This window comes from Aquimarina sediminis (genome assembly GCF_002895435.1).
Taxonomy (GTDB): domain Bacteria; phylum Bacteroidota; class Bacteroidia; order Flavobacteriales; family Flavobacteriaceae; genus Aquimarina; species Aquimarina sediminis.
Genome location: NZ_POYJ01000004.1, coordinates 344,090 through 363,890 on the forward strand (window position 1 = coordinate 344,090; position 19,801 = coordinate 363,890).

General features: G+C 32.2%; 17 protein-coding genes. 7 read left to right on the top strand and 10 right to left on the bottom strand.

Annotated elements, in window-relative coordinates; translation table 11 throughout:
* Positions 1-38: 38 nt before the first annotated feature.
* Complete coding sequence (locus C1X07_RS12385) at positions 39-1,994, bottom strand: peptidylprolyl isomerase (RefSeq protein ID WP_103070326.1); 1,956 nt, start codon at positions 1,992-1,994, stop codon at positions 39-41.
* Between the two features lie 167 nt (positions 1,995-2,161).
* Here C1X07_RS12385 and C1X07_RS12390 point away from each other — a divergent pair, with 167 nt between their 5' ends.
* The 3 genes from C1X07_RS12390 (at position 2,162) to C1X07_RS12400 (ending at position 3,537) form a co-directional block, all read left to right on the top strand.
* The gene (locus tag C1X07_RS12390; RefSeq protein ID WP_103070327.1) at positions 2,162-2,614 is read left to right on the top strand and encodes an SRPBCC family protein; all 453 of its coding nucleotides are present in this window, start codon (positions 2,162-2,164) and stop codon (positions 2,612-2,614) included.
* Between the two features lie 82 nt (positions 2,615-2,696).
* A complete protein-coding gene (locus C1X07_RS12395; protein WP_103070328.1) occupies positions 2,697-2,936 on the top strand; it encodes a hypothetical protein in 240 nt (79 codons plus the stop codon).
* Between the two features lie 82 nt (positions 2,937-3,018).
* Positions 3,019-3,537 carry an OmpH family outer membrane protein gene (locus C1X07_RS12400; RefSeq protein ID WP_103070329.1) on the top strand — a complete coding sequence of 173 codons (519 nt, stop codon included), beginning with the start codon at positions 3,019-3,021 and terminating at the stop codon, positions 3,535-3,537.
* A 67-nt stretch (positions 3,538-3,604) separates the two neighbouring features.
* Here C1X07_RS12400 and guaB read toward each other — a convergent pair whose 3' ends face one another.
* Positions 3,605-5,080, bottom strand: coding sequence for an IMP dehydrogenase (gene guaB, locus C1X07_RS12405; RefSeq protein ID WP_103070330.1), 1,476 nt, complete (start codon positions 5,078-5,080; stop codon positions 3,605-3,607).
* 370 nt (positions 5,081-5,450) lie between these two features.
* Between guaB and C1X07_RS12410 the strand changes: the two genes are divergently transcribed.
* Entirely contained in the window at positions 5,451-6,218 is a 768-nt protein-coding gene (locus tag C1X07_RS12410) for a phosphatase PAP2 family protein (RefSeq protein WP_164914152.1), read from the top strand.
* A gap of 158 nt (positions 6,219-6,376) precedes the next feature.
* Positions 6,377-6,712, top strand: coding sequence for a hypothetical protein (locus tag C1X07_RS12415; protein WP_103070332.1), 336 nt, complete (start codon positions 6,377-6,379; stop codon positions 6,710-6,712).
* A gap of 187 nt (positions 6,713-6,899) precedes the next feature.
* On the opposite strand, the gene C1X07_RS12420 is transcribed toward C1X07_RS12415, so the two are convergent.
* On the bottom strand, positions 6,900-7,433 hold the full coding sequence (locus C1X07_RS12420; RefSeq protein WP_103070333.1) for a P-loop NTPase family protein: 534 nt from the start codon (positions 7,431-7,433) through the stop codon (positions 6,900-6,902).
* A 462-nt stretch (positions 7,434-7,895) separates the two neighbouring features.
* Here C1X07_RS12420 and C1X07_RS12425 point away from each other — a divergent pair, with 462 nt between their 5' ends.
* Positions 7,896-8,933, top strand: a complete 1,038-nt coding sequence (locus C1X07_RS12425; protein ID WP_103070334.1) for a sensor histidine kinase — start codon at positions 7,896-7,898, stop codon at positions 8,931-8,933.
* Positions 8,933-9,652 (top strand): LytR/AlgR family response regulator transcription factor, encoded by a 720-nt coding sequence (locus tag C1X07_RS12430; RefSeq protein ID WP_103070335.1) that lies wholly within the window; start codon positions 8,933-8,935, stop codon positions 9,650-9,652. The genes C1X07_RS12425 and C1X07_RS12430 overlap by 1 nt, the downstream gene beginning before the upstream one ends.
* Before the next feature lie 3 nt (positions 9,653-9,655).
* Here C1X07_RS12430 and C1X07_RS12435 read toward each other — a convergent pair whose 3' ends face one another.
* From C1X07_RS12435 to C1X07_RS12465, 7 genes are all read right to left on the bottom strand, one after another.
* On the bottom strand, positions 9,656-10,945 hold the full coding sequence (locus tag C1X07_RS12435; RefSeq protein ID WP_103070336.1) for a nuclear transport factor 2 family protein: 1,290 nt from the start codon (positions 10,943-10,945) through the stop codon (positions 9,656-9,658).
* A gap of 54 nt (positions 10,946-10,999) precedes the next feature.
* Positions 11,000-11,911, bottom strand: coding sequence for a DUF4350 domain-containing protein (locus tag C1X07_RS12440; RefSeq protein WP_128755265.1), 912 nt, complete (start codon positions 11,909-11,911; stop codon positions 11,000-11,002).
* 21 nt (positions 11,912-11,932) lie between these two features.
* A complete protein-coding gene (locus C1X07_RS12445; RefSeq protein ID WP_103070338.1) occupies positions 11,933-13,360 on the bottom strand; it encodes a S41 family peptidase in 1,428 nt (475 codons plus the stop codon).
* Positions 13,361-13,598: 238 nt separating this feature from the next.
* The gene (locus C1X07_RS12450) at positions 13,599-14,072 is read right to left on the bottom strand and encodes a hypothetical protein (RefSeq protein ID WP_103070339.1); all 474 of its coding nucleotides are present in this window, start codon (positions 14,070-14,072) and stop codon (positions 13,599-13,601) included.
* A 436-nt stretch (positions 14,073-14,508) separates the two neighbouring features.
* Positions 14,509-15,747: a DUF3999 family protein gene (locus tag C1X07_RS12455; RefSeq protein ID WP_206604235.1), complete on the bottom strand. Its 1,239-nt coding sequence runs from the start codon at positions 15,745-15,747 to the stop codon at positions 14,509-14,511.
* Positions 15,731-18,103, bottom strand: a complete 2,373-nt coding sequence (locus C1X07_RS12460; RefSeq protein ID WP_103070340.1) for a DUF2339 domain-containing protein — start codon at positions 18,101-18,103, stop codon at positions 15,731-15,733. The genes C1X07_RS12455 and C1X07_RS12460 overlap by 17 nt, the downstream gene beginning before the upstream one ends.
* A 410-nt stretch (positions 18,104-18,513) precedes the next feature.
* On the bottom strand, positions 18,514-19,800 hold the full coding sequence (locus tag C1X07_RS12465) for an RNA polymerase sigma factor (protein ID WP_103070341.1): 1,287 nt from the start codon (positions 19,798-19,800) through the stop codon (positions 18,514-18,516).
* Position 19,801: the final 1 nt, after the last annotated feature.

The window sequence follows — 19,801 nt, forward strand, 5'->3', positions numbered from 1 at the left end:
TACCTCGTACTTTCCTCTAATCATTGATACCTTTCTATTTATATTGATAACTCTTCTTTAGCTTTTTTAAGTATCTCTTCATTAACCTTTACCTGATATCTTGTTTTTAAATCTTTCAACCATTTATTTTCTGTACTTTCCTGAAAATCATTAATAACTTCTCCTTTCGTTTCTTCAAAAGTCTTAATTCGGGAAGGTAACACTTCTCTCACCATAATCAAAGTCATAAGATTTTCTTCTTCTGCAATCACAATATTTCCTTTCTTACCAGAAAAATCTTTTGGTAGAGCGTGCTCTCCTTTGATTAACTCCTCTTCAGAAAAAAGCACCAAAGAAGTATCTCCTTTGTTAATCTTCTTTTTAATCTCATCAACCGAGATTTGTTTTTCCAAAAGCTTCTGAACTTTATCAATCACTTTATACTTAGATGATGAAGCTTTAAGAACCTTATACGTTTCATTTTGTGTATATCTATTTTTCTGAGCCTCATAGTACTTTTTAAGACCAATAGAATCGGTTTTAGACACATTCCATATTTTAGATTCCATAAGGTCAAAAAGCAAAAGACCATCTCGGTATTCTCCTATTACATTTGCATAATCTACATTATCATCTTCTAAATGTTCTTCATAATACCTAAGTAATGTTGAAGATTCAAATTTTGTATACATTTCATCTACAAATGCATTTGTATCTGCATAGTCACTAACTCTAGATTGATTTCTCTTTAAATACTGAGCAAAATCCTTATTTTTATATACCTTTTGTTTTAGCTTAAAAATTTCTTTTTTAAACATTTCATTTTCTTCTATATCTCCTTTTTCTGTTGAGAGTATATCTGTAACTCTTTCTTTGAAATACGTAATGCTTTCCTCATTTTTAACAACGGAATACTTCTTTCTTAAAGAATTAATAAATGATGCTGTAACCAACTTAGATCTACTATCTCTTTTTATTTTTTTAGTAAGATCATCTTTTTGTTCTTCGAAAGTTTTTGGAGCATGTTTTTCTATCAATTGAATAAGATGCCAACCGTACTTTGTTTTTATGGGTTTAGATATTTCTCCTTTTTTTTGCAAACCAAATGCTGTTTGCTCAAACTTCTCAGAGTTTAATGCTCCCTGTTCAAAACGCCTGATTTTACCTCCATCGATAGCTGTACTAGGGTCATCACTATATTGTTTTGCTAAAGAAGCAAAAGACACTCCTTGTCTTAATTGTTGATCAAGTTCTTTTATTCGTTTTTCTGCCGCTTCAGAAGTTAGATTATCATTTATTGCAACCATAATATGCGCTACAGTAACTTCTCCTAATTTTTTCTCTCTTTTATTAACTTTTACGATATGATATCCAAACTGCGTTCTAAATGGTTTTGAAATTTCTCCTATCGGGGTTTTATACGCAGCTTCTTCAAACGGATATACCATTCTAAAAACAGAAAACCATCCCAAATCTCCACTGTTTCTGACTACCGAAGGATCTTGGCTATACGCTTTTGCAACCACATCAAAAGCTTCTCCCTTATTAATTTTGTTCCTTGCTTCTATAATTTTTTGGTAGGCTACTAGAGTATCTTTTGCAGATGCATTTGCCTTTACAGAAATTAATATATGACTAGCATTAACCCTTTTTAAAGAACGCTCATATGCTTGTTTTAATAATGCATCAGAAGTCCTTGTATCTGTTAAGTACCCCTTTGCAAGTTGTTTTTTATAACCTTCTAATTCTCTTAAATATGTCTCTTTTTTATCTAAGCCCAGGTGTTTAGCCTCTTTTAACTTTAACTTATAGTTAATAAACAAACTAAGGTACTTATCTATATTCTTTTGTGAATCGTCCTTGACTAAATCTATATTTTTGAGATACACCCTTTTAAACTCAGAAAAATAAACAGGATTCTGATCTATAGTAAACAGCACGTCCTTTGTTTGTTGAGCATTAATCTGTGCAAAAAAAATACTTCCTAAAAAAAACAATAATACCTTTTTATTCATAATTTCTATATGATAAAGTCCTAACTGGACAAAAATAATAATATTAAAATATTTTACAAGTCCCTTTTCTAACGAAGCAAGTACCTCCTATAGTATGAGCTTTCAAAATTTTTATGATCTCCGTATATTGTACCTTCATAATAAACCTAACAAACTACAACTTTATCATGGAGTATTCACTTGATATTATAATAAAAAAACCCCGTAATCACGTAATCGAAAAATTTGACAATGACGAAAACATAAGGCATTGGCAAAAAGGCTTTGTAAACATAGAACATTTAAGTGGTGAAAAAGGAAAAGCCGGATCTGTATCAAAATTGACTTATAGAATGGGAAAACGTAAAATAGAGATGATCGAAACGATAACGCTACTAGATCTTCCTGAATCTATCCATCTTACTTTTGATGCAAAAAATGTGTATAATATTCAAGAAAATTATTTTGAAGAACTTCCTGACGGGAATACTAAGTGGATTTCTAAAAATGAATTTAAATTTGGTGGTTTTATGAAACTAATGGGATTTTTGATGCCGGGAGCCTTCAAAAAACAATCATTATCATATATGGAAGATTTTAAAATGTTTGTAGAAGAAGGCAAAAGTGTATTAGATGATTAACACTAAGACTTAAAACCCTTTTAATGCATTAATTACTAAAACACATATCATCTTATTCAATTCAATCAAATACAAAAATACTTTGGAAAGAAAACTAAAATTAATATGGGATTTTAGAGGTCCTGCAGCTAGTAAAACAGCTCAACACCATGAAATTCATCTCAAAGAATATATTGCTTCAGAAAAATTATCAATTGATATAACGGGCTATCAAAATCTTACCGACATGCACAGTATAGCTTATCTCATTGTTACCGATTCTGAAATGAAAAAAGTGCGTAATGCCCTAAAACCACACCGAGGACAACTATATGAAGGATAGATTTTTAAAAAAAATAATTCGTGGCACGTATATTGTCTAAGACCTTATATATTTGCAAAAACTTAAAAATAAAAAAAATCAGATGAAAAAAGTAATACTATCAATCTTAGTATTGATCGCAAGTTTTCAAGTAAATGCTCAGTCTAAAACCGGAACGATAGATACAGAGTTTATTCTTTCTAAAATGCCAGAGCTTTCTAAGGTTCAGGAGGATTTAAAAGCCTACAACACCAAACTTGAAGCCGAACTAAAAGTTAAAGTAGACGGCTACCAAGCTAAAGTTAAGGAGTATCAGGAAAAAGTCGCTTCTTTTACAGAGCCCGTAAAAAAGACAAAGCAAGAAGAGATTATTGCATTAGAAAATGACATTGCAAAATTTCGCCAAAACGGATCTCAATTAGTCCAAATAGAGCAAAACAAATTATTACAACCTCTATACCAAAAGATTGGTAAAGCTCTTGAAGAAACAGCAAAAGCAGAAGGATATACTCAGGTATTTACAATCACCACTAGTGGTCTAGCATACATCGATCCTAAGTTTGATCTTACAAAAACAATTATGACAAAATTAGGAATCAAAATAGAAGAGCCTAAAAAATAAGTTCTAGTCAATATCATAAAAAAACCACATCAATTGATGTGGTTTTTTTATGATATATTATCCTTATCTATCTCCTGCTATAATTCGGAGATTCTTTGGTTATAGTTACATCATGCGGATGACTTTCATTAATACCACTAGCGGTAATTTTCACAAAACGTCCTTTGTCTTGTAACGTAGAGACATCTTTTGCTCCACAATATCCCATTCCTGCTCTTAATCCACCGATAAACTGATGAATACTTTCTACTAGGTCTCCTTTATAGGCTACTCTACCAACAATACCCTCTGGAACAAGTTTTTTGATATCATCCTCTACATCTTGAAAGTACCTATCCTTTGAACCTTTTTTCATTGCTTCAACAGATCCCATTCCTCTATAGGTTTTATACTTTCTTCCTTCATAAATTACTGTTTCTCCAGGAGATTCTTTGGTACCAGCCAAAAGTGATCCTAACATCACGGTATCTGCCCCAGCTGCAATTGCTTTAGGAATATCACCTGTATACCTTATACCACCATCTGCAATAACAGGTACTCCAGAGCCTTTGATTGCATTGGCGACCTCTAATACGGCAGAGAATTGAGGAAATCCAACACCTGCTACCACTCTTGTTGTACAGATAGATCCTGGACCAATTCCAACTTTTACAGCATCGGCACCCGCTTCTACCAAATATTTGGCAGCATCGGCAGTTGCAATATTACCTACAATTACCTCTAGTTCAGGAAACTTTGCCTTTACTTCTTTTAATACAGCTACCACACCTTTGGTATGACCATGCGCTGTATCAATAACCACAGCATCTACACCAGATTTAACCAAGGCTTCTGCTCGATCTACAGCATCTCCCGTAACTCCGATAGCAGCAGCAACCCTTAGACGTCCAAGTTTATCCTTATTAGCCATTGGTTTTAGAGTTAACTTAGTAATATCTCTAAAAGTGATAAGACCAACTAATGTGTTCTCATTATCAACAACAGGTAACTTTTCTATCTTATTATTTTGTAAAATAACTTCTGCTTGCTGCAATGATGTTCCTTCTCCTACAGTTACCAAGTTTTCACTGGTCATTACTTCAGATATTGGACGTTGCTCATTTTTCTCAAAACGAAGGTCTCTATTCGTAACAATACCAATCAATTTATAGTTATCATCAACAATAGGGATTCCTCCAATACTATGCTCTCGCATATTATTTTTGGCATCTAGCACTTTTGCATCTCTAGGTAAGGTCACCGGGTCTATGATCATACCACTCTCAGCCCTTTTTACTTTACGCACCTTGATTGCTTGTTCTTCTATAGTCATGTTTTTATGCAACACGCCTATTCCTCCTTCTTGAGCCATTGCAATTGCCATACGACTTTCTGTAACCGTATCCATTGCTGCCGAAACAATAGGAACATTAAGTGTAATATTTCTTGTGAACTTAGTCCTAATACTTACCTCTCTAGGTAGCACTTCAGAAAATGCAGGGACTAAAAGAACATCGTCGTAGGTTAAACCTTCTCCAACGATTTTGGAATCATGTGCTGTCATCGCAATTAAAATTTAATTGCGGGCAAATATACGTCTTTTTTAAAGAATTCTTTGGTATATTCTTTTATTTTGACACCCAAAGACTATATTAAAAATATTAGTATCACCCAATTACATAACATTTACCTAGTATTTACCCAATTAGTAGTTTAAAAACATGACTAGATATCCCCTAACCTATACATTGTTAAGTATTTAATTCATCTTATTTATAAATATAGCTTCCTAGATATTTCACACTCTTTTTGTTAACTATTTATTAACAAAACACTAATTATTAACATTTTTTTAATAATTATATAGTATATTTCACAATAGATAACTTTTGATCTGTGCATCAATATTGTCTATGTCCCCAAAAAATAAAATTATGAAAACTATGCTATCTCTGGTGTTGATAGCCCTATGTATCAATACCGTAAGTGCTCAATTTACTGAAGCCCCCATTACAAACTCAGATTTTGCTAATACAAATCAAACGGAGTTTACTACAAAAAAAAGTGTGTCAACTAAAAGGATCCTACCTGTAGCTCTAATAACTACCGGAATTCTCCTTTCTGCAAGTAGTTTTGAAAAATCATTACAAAAAGATCTAAGAAGATTAGTAGGTAATGATTTTTATCTTAATATGGATGACTACACTCGTTATGCTCCTGTGGTAGAAATGTACTCTGCAGATATTTTGGGTGTAAAATCCAGGAATCACTGGTTCGATCAAACCAAAAACCTTGTTCTAGCTTCTGCTATTAGCAATGGAGTTTCTACATTATTAAAAAAAGAAATATACAAACCTAGACCAGGAGGTTCTACCAATGTTAATTCTTTTCCCTCGGGTCATACTACAACGGCATTTACTACTGCTACTGTGCTATTTGAAGAGTTTAAAGATACCAATCCTCTTTTGGCATATAGTGGATACATTTTTGCAGCTACCACAGGCAGTTTAAGAATGCTAAATAACATGCACTATCTATCTGACGTTTTGGTAGGAGCTGGTATCGGAATATTATCAGTAAAGCTGGTGTATCATTTTGAACATCTTATTGCCTGGAATCCTTTTAAAAAAATAGACGGATTAGCATTTGCGCCTCAGGTTAATATGGATTCTGTTGGGTTCTACCTTTCAAGAAGATTCTAAAGCTATATACATTTTTTTGTTATTAAAAAACAGTAAATAATCCTTAAGGGGGAATATCCCCTATCAATTTGCGTGTTTTCCCTCTACCATAGTATCATAATACACACTACTTTTGAATCAACATAACAATTAAAATTCACATCAAAAATTAATACATAATGATCGTTTCTTATAAAATAGAAAGTTTTAGTATTCAAATTGTTAGCAATTATGCTGGTGGCGGGGGATATCAAATGGGACATGTATACCTGTATGGTCAAAACCAAGAGTATTTGGGGTATCTGGGAATCATCAAAAACGAAAAAGAACTACCACAAAACAGACAGCATCAGGACGGAGCGATAACTATCTATTTTCATGAAACCGAATTACAATCTATCCTAGACACCCTTAGGAATGAAAGTCCTGTATCAATAAAATTTAACACAAATTCGAAATGGGGATCAATTGAAACAGGCAAAGAAACAGTAGGTAATGGGGGACTTGCTGCTTAGTAATTAAAAGATCTGAAAAAACATTAAGTACCATGGCTCTCAATTTACACATGGGCCAGCCAGAACAGAGAGTTAAAAAAATATAAATTGTGAAAAATGTAATTGGTTCGCAATCTGGTGACAGTGGAAGTGTGTAAACTTATGGCACCAAAAGTTTTTTCAGGTCTTTTGAATACTATTATAAATATTACTGTAACTGTTCTAAAACTAATCGCACTCGCTCTTTTATCATGGTATCTCCTTCAATTTGAATTACTGGACATTTCAATTTTTTAATCCAGTTTTTATGTACGGTAATACTTCGTCCATCAAAATCGGGATCATCATACTGTTTTGCCCAATCCAAAAAAGCCTCGGAATTAGACTTTACATTTTGATCCGTATACAATAACGTCCCATACCTTTCTGCTTCTCTATCCATAAGACACTGTATTCTTATTGCAGGCGGAACATACAAAAACACAGCACAATCAAATATACTCTCCCAGTGTTTTCCCCAGCTTACCATTGAGCCACTTATAATAACTGATTTATGTAATTCTATATCCTTGATTATAGTTGTATTTCTTTTTAACAATGTAATTTTTTCCTGATATGGAGGATTAGTTTTTTTCCAATAATAATCATCCGCATCCAAATGTTTCCATCCTAATTCTTGTTCAAGATGGCTGGCTAATGTTGTTGTTCCCGATCCAGAAGCACCGAATATGTGTATTTTCAAGTAGCAAAGATTTATTATGAATATAAAAAAAACTAAAATACCAATTTACTCATTTTCTTACCTCTACATACCAAAAATTCATATCCGGTAACAAAAAAACGGAGTAGGTGTTTAAACTTACTCCGTTTTTAAAAATGGTTTACGTTTAGTTATATCAAAATGCAATTATAACTAAGCTACAAATATAGCTCTTTATCAGATAACCGAATAAAAAATATCATTAAGCAAGGATCAATCTATAGTATGTGCTTAGGTATACAGAGATGATTTTATTTTTATACAATAAATTGAATAAGGCACTGGGCATAGGATCACCCTAAAACAATATTACCCCAAAAATTATCTATATTTCATCGAGTAAGAAGTGTAGTTGAGAGAAAATACTAGTCAAGAATCTATATTTTAACGATATTACACCTCTTTTTTTGTATCATAACATACTTAAACACACCTATATTAATAATGATTACTACTATATTCCTTAAAAACAGAATCCTAAAACATATCTCCTTTTGGTTTTTGTATTTATTAATGTGGGTATTACTGGATGTTTTATATGGTGTTTCGCTAGCAAATGCATCTTACAAATATTTAGGTTGTTTACTAGAAATCCCTCTGTATTATTTACATATGTACTATTTATGGCCTAAATATATAGGTAGTAAACGCTATTTATATTATTTTCTAACCTTTACTCCTCTTTTGGTCCTAAATTCACTCCTTGTTCTGGTTTTTCAGTACTATTTTGTATATCCTATTCTAATAGAGGTACCTAACCTTCCTCCTGACTATTTTTCTATTCCTAGGATTTTGAGTTTTGCAAGATCAATACTACTATGGTTTGGTCCTCCTACAGCTATAAAAATCTTACATGACCATTATGAGAATAAAGTAAATCTTGAAAAAATACAAAAAGAAAAAAAGATCAGTGAATTAAATTTTCTAAGGTCTCAGATCAATCCGCATTTTCTTTTTAATACATTAAACAACTTATATTCGCTATCCCTAAAAGGATCAAAAAAAACACCAGATGCATTGTTGCAATTATCTAATTTACTATCCTATACCTTGTACGAAGGAAGTGAGGATAACATTCCTTTAGAAAAAGAGATTAAACATTTACATGATTATATTGAACTAGAAAGATTACGCTTTGGGAATCGTTTGAATCTACTAATGGAAATGACAGGAAACTTTAATGAAGTAATGATCACTCCATTAATACTAATCCCCATAGTCGAGAATGCTTTTAAACATTGTTCTCTAAACGAAAGAGGAAATGTCAAAATCCAAATAAAAATAGCTTTTCAAGACGGAGAACTACATATAAGTACTGTAAACCCTGTTGGAAATTCAAAAGATGAAAGTGACCGAAACGGAATTGGAGTTCAAAATTTATCCAAAAGATTGCAGATCATTTATCCCCAAAAGCATATCTTTAGGTTAGAGGAACGATCAAATAAGTTCTATGTTGACCTAAAAATTCAATTACGTGATTAATGAATAGCATAAAATGTATTATTGTAGATGATGAGCCCTTAGCTCTAGATGTTATCTCTGATTATATCGGACGACTTGACTTTTTATCAGAAGTTGGAAAATTTGATGATGCTTTATCAGCTATTGAGTTTTTGAATTCTGAAACTGTTGATCTTATTTTTCTGGATATCCAGATGCCTTTACTGAACGGTATTAATTTTGTAAAAGCAATTTCTCCTTCTCCTAAAGTTATTTTTACTACTGCACATCGTAATTATGCCGTAGATGGTTTTGAACTTAATGCAGTTGATTACCTTATTAAACCCATTCCATTTTTTCGCTTTGTACGAGCTGTGGAGAAAATAAGAACCTCTACAGATTATTATACAGAAATAGCTGATACTTCTTCTTCTAATGCCGCTTTCTTTAAAGTAGATAATAAAAAGATTAAAGTATACTATAATGACATTTTACTTATAGAAAGTCTAAAAGATTATATTAAAGTAGTTCTTAAGGATAGGTTCTTTGTAACTTATCAAACTCTATCCGGAATGCTAGAGATGCTACCTTCTTCTTCATTTGTACAGGTTCATAAATCCTTTATTGTTAATTACCATCATATCAAAGTAATACAAGGAAATATCCTTAAAATAGAAGACTACACAATCCCTATGGGTCGGATATATAGAGATGAAGCATTAGAAAAAATCTATCAAACCGGAAAAAAAGCGTGGAAATAAGTCTTACTTGGGATATTGGTTTACATTTTTATACTGCCAAAGTAAATTAATAATATGCCATTGGTTATTTGTTTTTATTAGATGTAAATACTCTACCCAGTTATCAGAGATTAACTTAACGGTAGCAATTCGATTATAAATATCTAGTATTTCTACCATATTAGTTGGTTTGGGAGGAAATTTAGTTCCTGACCGATTCCATGACTCGGCAAAGCCTACCATCTGTCCATAAGTAGTTTCTCTTATAACTTCCTTTTTACTTTCTTGATCATACCCTAACGTTCTTTTGGCTAAATCCTGATGAAAAACATCTCTCATAAGATCCGGTTTTAACTCTTGTAAAGCTATTAAATACCCTAATGACTTTTCTCTTATCTCAAGTGTATCTTTTTTACTTGCTATGTCTGCTTTTCTGATTCTTGCAGAAGAAGGCAGGTTACGTTTTGTCAAAACTTTATGGTGCTCATCATACCTTGTTTCTGTTATTGGATAACCCTTATCATCAAATTCTTTTCTGGCAAAAGTATATCCCCATTGGTTTTTTGTCAATTGACCATTTGCATCATGATAAGAATATTCGATATGGTTTCCTTGCTTATCATAAATATCACAATAAGATGCCACACCAAGAGAGTTTTCCTGAACTTCAAGTTTTTCGTTAAGATTATAATTCATTTTGGGATCTCCGTTTTTAGCATATAAAATCCCTGTTATTCTAAATTCAAAATACGGAGAAATATCAACATGTCTATTTTCTAAATTGTACCGCTTTTCTATAATCAAGTTTTTGTTTTTGGTCCATTTATAATTAGCAATTTTCCAATTAGACTCCATGGGCTTATCATCCAGGTTGTAAAAATTTAATGCATATTTAAATCCTTTTTTGTCATATTTATATTCTTCCTTATACACTTTTCGTACATTCATCATTCGTTTTCCCTTTATATCAAAAAATATACGGGTTTCAAGTTCGGGTGTGTACTCAAAAACTATTCTATGAGCGGCTATTGAAGCTAAGGGGTGTCGTCTTCCTTGATGATAATCATTATTTATAATCTCAACTAATTGGTTTGCTTTATTGTACCTAAAGATATAATGAGAATCGTTATTCGCCTCTTCATTATTTATCTCATGAATTCCTTTAATAGGAACATGAGGAGAAACATGATTATACCTTAAATGTCGAAAATATTTATCGGTTGTACTATCTTGAGCATTAGAATCAGTAACATATAATAATCCCAAAACAAAAAATGGGATTAGTAGAATAGGGGTATTACGTTTCTTTTTCATATTTACTTATTTGTGTGTTTCAGCTTTTCTATACTTCGTAAAAGGATCCTATTATCAATACAAGTTATCCAACCAATGTATCAGGTTAAGTAAAAGCTGATAATTTTCGCTTGCCTCCTTGGTGTTCATGCCTACTTTAATTCTATCTCTACCTGCAATTTGTGCTGTAAACATTGCAGCTTCTCCAAATACGGCGACTTTGCCTTTACCATATTCTCTAACCGCTCCTTGAGATAAATTCTCGGCAGAAAACATGGGTGTATTTTCATTAAACACCCACATAGTATCTGTTACAAACACATTAAATTCTTTTTTAAAACTTAAAATTGAGGAAGCTTCTTTAGGTATTTTAAACCCTTGACCGGTAAACGTTCTTACACTATTTACAGATTCACTTTTATTTCGCCCATTAATTATCTTACTATTGGGGAGCATTTTATTTTCTCTAGTGAAATCAAAAATACCTTTGTCATTTGCATCAAACACGAATCCATCGTAAAATTCGAAACCAAAAACTCGTGCCAGATTAGCAGCAGCTCCGGCAAAAGGCATATGATCTGCTATTAAAAAAAGAGAGCCTCCTTTTTTTACCCATTGTCTTAAATTCTCTATTTCCTGAGTAGAAAAGGCTGTTTCTGTAGGAGCGACAAATGGAGGTCTACTATTTTGTGATAGCGCATTAGATATCACTAATATCTTAAGATCTTTTAATTTGGATTCCTCAAATTTACCTTCGTATCCGGCGATCCGATATCCATCCTGAGATAACAATCTCGCAAAAGGCAAAAACCTATTGTCTTTGGTATGAAAGTTATTATGCCCTTGATCTATGTGAACTAATGTCCCCGAACTCTTTGGATATGCTTTTGAAGTAATCTTAGGGTTGTATAAGGTGTCTGCTAACTGTTGCGAAAACAATGTATTTGCAAACAAAAGACTAACGATAAACAGTTGATATATTTTCATGCTTGTGTTCTGAGCTTCTTTTTATTTACCTCTTTCATTTATAATATATTCTAATATAGGGTCATTTTGTTTCATCAAATGTTCTACTTTCAATTCTATTGGTCTATTAGGTACTATACCAAGATTAAGAGGTAGTCTAGGAACACTAACAGATTCTCTTTTTGTTCCAATTTGTAATCCTAATCCAGTGTTTTTTAAGACAGGAGCTCTTCTTCCCGGATGCGTACTATATGTACCTCCCGTTTCTTCTCCCAGAAGAGTTGCCAATTTATTATGCTTAACAACTGCCAACATTTGAGTAGTAGCCGAGGCACATCTACCATCTATCATGAAGTATATTTTTTTCTTACTAATATTATTAGTTTTTGGTTCTACAACGGTAGGTCTATTTCTTCTCTTATTAAGCTCATTATTTTCATAAAAGTTAATCTTTTTACTGGTGATATATGATAAAATATACTGTGTGCATTCTGGATTCCCTCCCCTATTTCCTCTTAAATCAAATGCTATCTTCTTTATGCTATCTTGTTCCATTTTTAAAATATAGTCATCTAACTTCTTTTTAAAAAAATCAATATTCTGCTTTCCTCGTGGATAATAATTAAAATTCTTAATCCTAATTACAGCTATTTCTTTTTCTTTGATTACCTCTAAATTTAGTCTAGGCTTATTATTAATTTCGACTTTATAATCTGGAGCAGGCTTATTAACGAAAAAAGTAGTGGTAATTTTCTTTTCAGAATTATACGGCTTAAATTTTATCCTATACTCTGAATCAAATCCATAATAACTATGATAATAGTATAAAAAATTAACATTCAAATCACCTCTGTAAAACTTTGAATTTAAAGCATCGGCAGAAATACTTGACGTCAAGCTTTTGTATATTTCTCTAGATGAAATTCCATTAATCTCTAATATTTCAGAACCAATATTCATTTCTGTACTTTCAACACAATTATTTATGGCATACATTTTTTGGTCTTTGAACCAAACAATTAGTGGTAACCAATATTTAGGAGGTGTTCTAAAAAAACGACCATCAACTATTCGAGTGTGTAAACACCCTAAGCTTGCTACTATTGGAGATACAACTCGATAAAACTCTGTTACTGTCATAGAATCCTTTAATTTATCGCGTTGAGTATTAATTAAATTCTCAAACGATAACTTATCAATAAATTCAAATTGAGAGGGGTGCTCTTTTAATGTTTCCAGTAACTGATTAAAATCTTGAATTAGTTTTTTATTTTCAATTTTGCTTCTAAATTTTATTAAGGTCGAGTCCTTTATGAGTTTATATGGATTAGTATCGTATATTTTTTTTTGAAAATACGGTGTTTTATAAAAATTCAAATGCTTAACACATTCTGCCTCCCATGCGTAACTAATATGGGTAGTTAATAAGAAAAAGAATAGAGTTACTCTAATAATGTAGATTTTATCCATATTGACATTTTTTTGGTCACACTTAGAGCAATTTAGGGCAATTATCTCTTAACAATAAAATGTTTTTGCTGAACAGCAATCCCTTACCTCTAAAACCAAGCATCCATTAGGCTATCAGGTAAAAAACGAAAGATTAGTGTTTCATCGAGAAAAAAAAGCTGTTGAGAGAAGATTTGTAGTTCTTTCGTCGTATAAATAAGTCCTCCTGGAAAATTTTCATAAAATAAGTTAGTATCTATTACTCCTCTAATTTCTTACCATAAACACAATTTTTAGACAGCCCTCTTGAATAACTTACTTTAGTATTCAGGTCCATTATAAGATAGACCTTTTTCTTTATAAATACAGTTACACGTTCATTTTCCCAATGAATTTTGATATCCTTTTTCTTTAAATTTTTAATATAACTGTATCTATTGGCAAACATAGCTGGTAGCGGAGCATCTTTTTTTCCTTTCGTTATTTCCTTTGGGTCTATTTCTGATGACAAAGGATCAACTACAGCACATATAAAACCATCAAAATCAATACCTTCTTTATCAGGTCTTAGAAGGTACGCCCATACACTATGTGATTCTTCCTCAATCATAAGGGTTCTACCAGAATTTGTATGGGTCGATGTCAAAAAAATCTGAGTCACATGATTTTCTGATTTTTTTTCTTTCTCGTTTACACTAAACAATCCTTCAAATATGGTCAGTAATTGTATCATCTTTTATCTATTTTCTTTTAGGGGCTTCTTATTTGGTTTTTAGAATAATATATATTCCTAATACAGATCACACAGGTTTTTAGAACAAACACCCTATGTCATACCTCATTGATAAATCAACTTATCTTTTTAGTATATTATAAAACAATATGTATACACCCAAACAACAAGGTGAAATACAATATTTTACTATAATAGGTGGGCTGAAATGTTATAAAATCTGTGTGAGACCACTAACATACTTAATTCTTTCAAAAGTGAGTTACGGTTTTCCTCAACTCTCGCCAAGGTGTTTTCCCTATTACTGTATCTAAACCCTCGCCAAACCTAAAAAAAGTCAACAAAATACGAAGAGAACATAATAGAAGAAAATATATAAAAAAGGGGTAATTACCCCTTTTTTATAGTTGTTTTTTCATGTTAATATTACAATATACTATTCTCTTTTCTTCATCATTGATAGTGTAAACCCTCCTAGTAATACTACTACAATCCCCATAATTGCCCACAACCATATTTTATTGGTAAATAGTGGCTCTTTTACTATAGTTTTCTCCTTATTGATTGATTGTTGCATTCCTGGTGAAATTGAAGTCATCACTTCTGGAATTTTGCTTGAAACATAATTAAGATCATATGAAGGTTTTCTTATTTTATTATTTCCATAAACAAGATAATATGTAGCCGGGTTCGTAAAACGGGTTGCAAGTTGGTGCTGATACCCTTTTACTACTACCTTATTTATTTTTAGAGGCTGGTTATCTTGATTATCAATTACAATTCTAAACTTTTGGGCAATTGTACTTGAACATAAAAACGTATTTTCTTCTATAGAATTAAGTATTCCTGAGCTTAGTTGGCGATAATTTAGTCTCCAATTTCCTTGTTGCATCTGGATACTATCAGTGGCATACCTAATAGATATTGGGCGGTAATAATCAAATTTGTCTTCGACATTAACCTGTAAATAACTTACAGGAACTGGCATCGTTAGCGTTACATCTATAATTGTATTTTTAGAGTCTTTTGAGTTTTTGACATCCAAACTCGCAACATCATACTCGCGATAATCAGCCCTTTCTACCTCTTGCTTACTAACTTTAGCTGTTTTTAAAACTGGTTTTTTAGTGTCTTTTATCAGTATTCTAAAATAGCGATATTGAGCTTCAGGAAACCTAAGGGTAGTAAACTTATAATTTGTATGCTCATTTTTAATAGAAAGTATACGATAATCCTTGGTTATCGTATACCATTCTTTATTATCCTGACTTCCTTCTAAAGTTATCATCCAATCAAAATTAGGTTGCTCAAAATCTAATTGAATTTGGTTGATAGGCTCTTCTTCAGGTATTTCTAAAGTGGTATATGTACCTTTTTCATTAAATGTAGTATTTAAGGCAGTAAAGGGAATCGTTTTTTGAGTAACTTTTTCGGTTTTTAACTGTAGAAGGAAAGGAGCCTCTACAGTATCATTTTTGGCTGTAATCCCAAACACTCTAATATCAGATAGATCTGGCGACACCTTACTAAACATCTCATCAGGTAAACGTACTGTATGCCAAGTATCTGTCACTTCGGGTAACAGGTTTTTATATGCATAATTATTCATTTGGGCAAAAGTTGTAGTGCGCGCAAACAATATCATGAATATGGTTATCCTAATTTTCTTTTTCATCTGCAATAATATGTTTGTATTTATTATATAGAAAGGAAATAATAAGAAGAAGTACTCCCAAGGACAAAAACACAACTGTCTTGGCAATGGTTCCTAAATGTGAAATATCATAGAAGAATAACTTTATCAAAGTAATACCAAATAATATGATAGCCAGAACACGTAAATATTTTTTTCTTTTCCAGATCCCTAAAACGATAAGTAATAATGAATACACACCCCATAGAATACTTAATCCAAGTTTGTAGGTTTCTGTATAACCAGCAAGATCCAGCCAATGGATTAATTCACTACTTACCACCCATATCAATGAGCAGTGCATTATAATTTCGAAGGCAGTTTTAAAGGTTCTATCCAGAAATTTTTGCCTTACATAATGATACATCGTAAACATTAGCCCTGCAAACAGCAATAAAGAGATATAACGCATACCGAGATAAGAAAATGTTCCTGGATTAAATTCTGTGTCTTTTAATTCTAAATAATTTTCTCTTAGTTCACTAAGTAGATATAGTCCTCCATTTAAAAAAGTAAAAAGAACAATTACAAAAACCCCGAAAGTGATGTATCCAAAAATATTGTTTTTGATTTTTTTAATATTCACAAAAGATAAAACGATAAGAAATAAAGAAGTATAATTAATCAACCAAGCTCCTCGATGGTGTCTAATATTTTGTGTAACAGAGTATTGTTCAGTTCCAACATTCTGAGACTGTAATAATTGATTGGTATCCTCATACACTCGATCCCAATAGCTATCAATTTCTACCCAAAATGTAAAATAACTCGTACAAATCAATAATAACGCTATTACCACAGTAAGTAATGTATACAGCAAAGGTTCTTTAGGCCATGGGAAAGAAAGTTTTTCTTTACGATGAATAAAATAAATAAAAATGTAGGATACAATACACAATATAGATGTCACCAAATAAATATTGAATATCGGTGTTAACCCTGTCTCTGGTATCGAAGGATTATATCTATAATACACTACAATCCAATCGTGTATTAGACTAAAAAAGGTTAGTCCCCATAATGGGTATGAGAGTATTTCATAGATAGGTACCTTTTTGGTTCTCCCTATCCAAAATAACAATGCCGCTTCACTAGCCCATAACAAAGTAACCCAATTTCCATCCAACTGAACAGGGAATGTAATCGTAACAAAAATTAACACCATCCCCGAAATAAAATAAAACAGGTTTCTATCTGCTAATTTTAACTTATAAATGATAACACTTACAACAAAATGAATTACTGCATTGATCAAGGTAAAAACTCCTAATAGCTCTTTCCCGACCTCGTGGTTATTCAACATAGAAACCCCAACACCATAAAAAACAAATGAATTAGCAAGTTGTAAAATGACATCAGTAGTTCTAAAGCTTTCTTTTTTTCTTAGTTTATATACCAAAAACATAGAATAGAAAGTGGCAAAAAACAGAGAAAGAAATGCAAATCCTAAAACAAAATGTTCATCTGTAGAATAACTATCAACATACCATGAAATAAAAATAATCCATGTTAGAAAAAAGGAGGAAAAATAGAGTGATTTCCAATATTTTTTTGCAGCAATAATAAGAATCCCGGCATTAATGATAGCCATATAGCTAAAAAGAATTAATACTCTACCAGACCCATCACTTAATAAAAAAGGAACCGCATAAGCCCCTACCAATCCTATATGAGCAATAACCTGTTTATTATATTGTATCGCAGCAAAAACCGTAAATGCTGTAAATAGCAGCATTAATACAAAGGTCATCGTTTGCGGAATCAGATCATATAAATCATACGCCAAAAAGGTAATAAAATACATGATTGCCATAGCACCACTTACTAATACGGCACTAAAGTTTTCATATTTTTTCTTTAGCTTCATTCCAATCCCCAAAAGCCCTAAACCTGTTAGGTACCCCAGAATAATTCTAGTTAAAGGACCTATAAGATCATGCTCTATAGTATATTTGGCTCCTATAGCTACTCCTATTACGATAATTACAATTCCGATTTTATTAATCAAGTTCTCTCCAATAAATTTTTCGAGATTCGATTTCTTTTTTGGTGTTTTTGGTTTAGGAATAGCCGCTTTTATTTGTTTTACTGGCTCAGGTTTACTTTCTCCAAGACTATCAGAAGATATAGGTTTTTTTGCGTTTTCTAGACTAGTCTCGGCTTTCGGTAAAGGTGTTGGATTTTCTGTTTTTAAATCAGAAGAAATAGTTGATGAAGCTTTTAGCTTATATATCTCATCTTTAAGACTTTGTATTTGAGTTGAGAAATCTTGTTGTCTTTTCAGCAGGATATTAAGTTTTTCTAACAGCTGCTGTATCTGATCTTGGTTGTCTCCCATATTCTTATATTTTCATCTTTATCCGGTTTTAAATATCTCATTATCCTGTGAACTTAACTATATAAGTTTTTAGACTTCTGTGAATTCAAAACATGATACTAAAATAGTATATATTCCTGTAGTGTGATAATTATTATACTCATATGTAATTTATAACCTTTTACTTATCATGTATATTTCATTCTTAACACTAATTCTATTTCAAAGATAATTTTTAAAAGCAGCAAGTGCACCCCTGAATTCAGTGATATCTGGTTTAATCTAAAGACTGTAAACTCTATAAACTTATGCTATTTATGATCCTTATCATAGGATGTAATTTATCAGAAAATTACCTGTATTACTATTTTATAAATTCAAATCCTATACCCTCCTTAGGGGTAACAAGGCTATATTGTATACTTTCATTCCTACCTTGAGTTTACAATAGTATCTATTTTATCGTTAAGAAGTCGTTTTTCCTGTTTGGATTGAGTGAGTTGGATTGCTTTTTTATAACATGCTATAGCTTTATCGGTCTTTCCTAATCGTTGCTGAATTTCACCTAAAGTTGCGTGATATATATAATACTTATCCATAAGTTTATTATCCTTCACTTTTTCCAGGGCTTTTGAAGCTTCTTCTGGACCTTTAAGTTCTAAGATAACTAAACATCGGTTTAAAAACACAACCGGATCGTTGGCAATTTTTAATAAAAGTTCATAACACTCTAATATTTCTTCCCAGTTAGTATCTTCATATTTTTTTGCACTACAATGTTGATAAGCTATGGCTGCTTCAAGGTGATAGGTAGTCAATACATTACCAAAAGCTGCTTGATTAAGGTAATGTTCTCCAGATTGTATTAATTCTTTATTCCATCGGGCACGATCTTGTTTGGCTAACAAAATAAGCTCCCCTTCTTCTGTAAGACGGCTTTCGATTCTAGCGGTGTGAAAGCACATTAATGCCATTAAAGCATATACCTCTGGGAGCTGTGTTCGCTCTACAGACAACAAAGACCTGCATAATAACATTGCTTGAGTTATAAGATCCTTGCGAATCAGTTGATCGGCATGTGTAGAATTATAACCTTCATTAAACATGAGGTATATGGCACTTAACACTGTTAAGGTTCGAGATGATATTTTACCTAAAGCTGGTATTTCGGGACGAATTTTATGTTTTCTAAAATACTCCTTAGTTCTGTACAAGCGCTTGGAGATTGTATCTTCACTACAGAGAAAAGATCGAGCAACCTCTTTGGTACTAAATCCACATAATGATTTGAGGATAAATGTGATCTGGTTTTCTTGTGAAATATCCGGGTGGCAACATGCGTACATCATTCCCAAAAAATCATCTTTGATGTGTTGCTCTTGCCAATAGTTATCCATTGTACTGGCTAGTGTATATCCAGAAGTCAAAAGTTGTTTTTCGGGGTCAGAAAAATCGATTACCTGGCTATATTTATTGCGTCTGATAACATCAATAGCCCTGTTTTTTGCGGTGCGATATAACCATGCTCTAGGATTATCAGGTATCCCTCTATATTTCCAGGTCTCCAAAGCTTTGATTAAAGCATCTTGCACCACATCTTCTGCCAATTCGATGTTTTCGGTTCCAAATATTTTAATCAATACAGAAACCATCTTTCCAGATTCTTGTCTAAAAAGATGGTTTAGGGTATGGTCTATACGTTCTTCTCTATTTTCCAAA

Bases quoted from the DNA above. Each gene is read 5' to 3' on its own strand.
- C1X07_RS12460 (WP_103070340.1), bottom strand. From the start codon at position 18,103: ATGGGAGACAACCAAGATCAGATACAGCAGCTGTTAGAAAAACTTAAT.
- guaB (WP_103070330.1), bottom strand. From the start codon at position 5,080: ATGACAGCACATGATTCCAAAATCGTTGGAGAAGGTTTAACCTACGAC.
- C1X07_RS12445 (WP_103070338.1), bottom strand. From the start codon at position 13,360: ATGGATAAAATCTACATTATTAGAGTAACTCTATTCTTTTTCTTATTA.
- C1X07_RS12410 (WP_164914152.1), top strand. From the start codon at position 5,451: ATGAAAACTATGCTATCTCTGGTGTTGATAGCCCTATGTATCAATACC.
- C1X07_RS12390 (WP_103070327.1), top strand. From the start codon at position 2,162: ATGGAGTATTCACTTGATATTATAATAAAAAAACCCCGTAATCACGTA.
- C1X07_RS12430 (WP_103070335.1), top strand. From the start codon at position 8,933: ATGAATAGCATAAAATGTATTATTGTAGATGATGAGCCCTTAGCTCTA.
- C1X07_RS12415 (WP_103070332.1), top strand. From the start codon at position 6,377: ATGATCGTTTCTTATAAAATAGAAAGTTTTAGTATTCAAATTGTTAGC.
- C1X07_RS12455 (WP_206604235.1), bottom strand. From the start codon at position 15,747: ATGAAAAAGAAAATTAGGATAACCATATTCATGATATTGTTTGCGCGC.
- C1X07_RS12400 (WP_103070329.1), top strand. From the start codon at position 3,019: ATGAAAAAAGTAATACTATCAATCTTAGTATTGATCGCAAGTTTTCAA.
- C1X07_RS12450 (WP_103070339.1), bottom strand. From the start codon at position 14,072: ATGATACAATTACTGACCATATTTGAAGGATTGTTTAGTGTAAACGAG.
- C1X07_RS12440 (WP_128755265.1), bottom strand. From the start codon at position 11,911: ATGAAAATATATCAACTGTTTATCGTTAGTCTTTTGTTTGCAAATACA.
- C1X07_RS12385 (WP_103070326.1), bottom strand. From the start codon at position 1,994: ATGAATAAAAAGGTATTATTGTTTTTTTTAGGAAGTATTTTTTTTGCA.
- C1X07_RS12435 (WP_103070336.1), bottom strand. From the start codon at position 10,945: ATGAAAAAGAAACGTAATACCCCTATTCTACTAATCCCATTTTTTGTT.
- C1X07_RS12425 (WP_103070334.1), top strand. From the start codon at position 7,896: ATGATTACTACTATATTCCTTAAAAACAGAATCCTAAAACATATCTCC.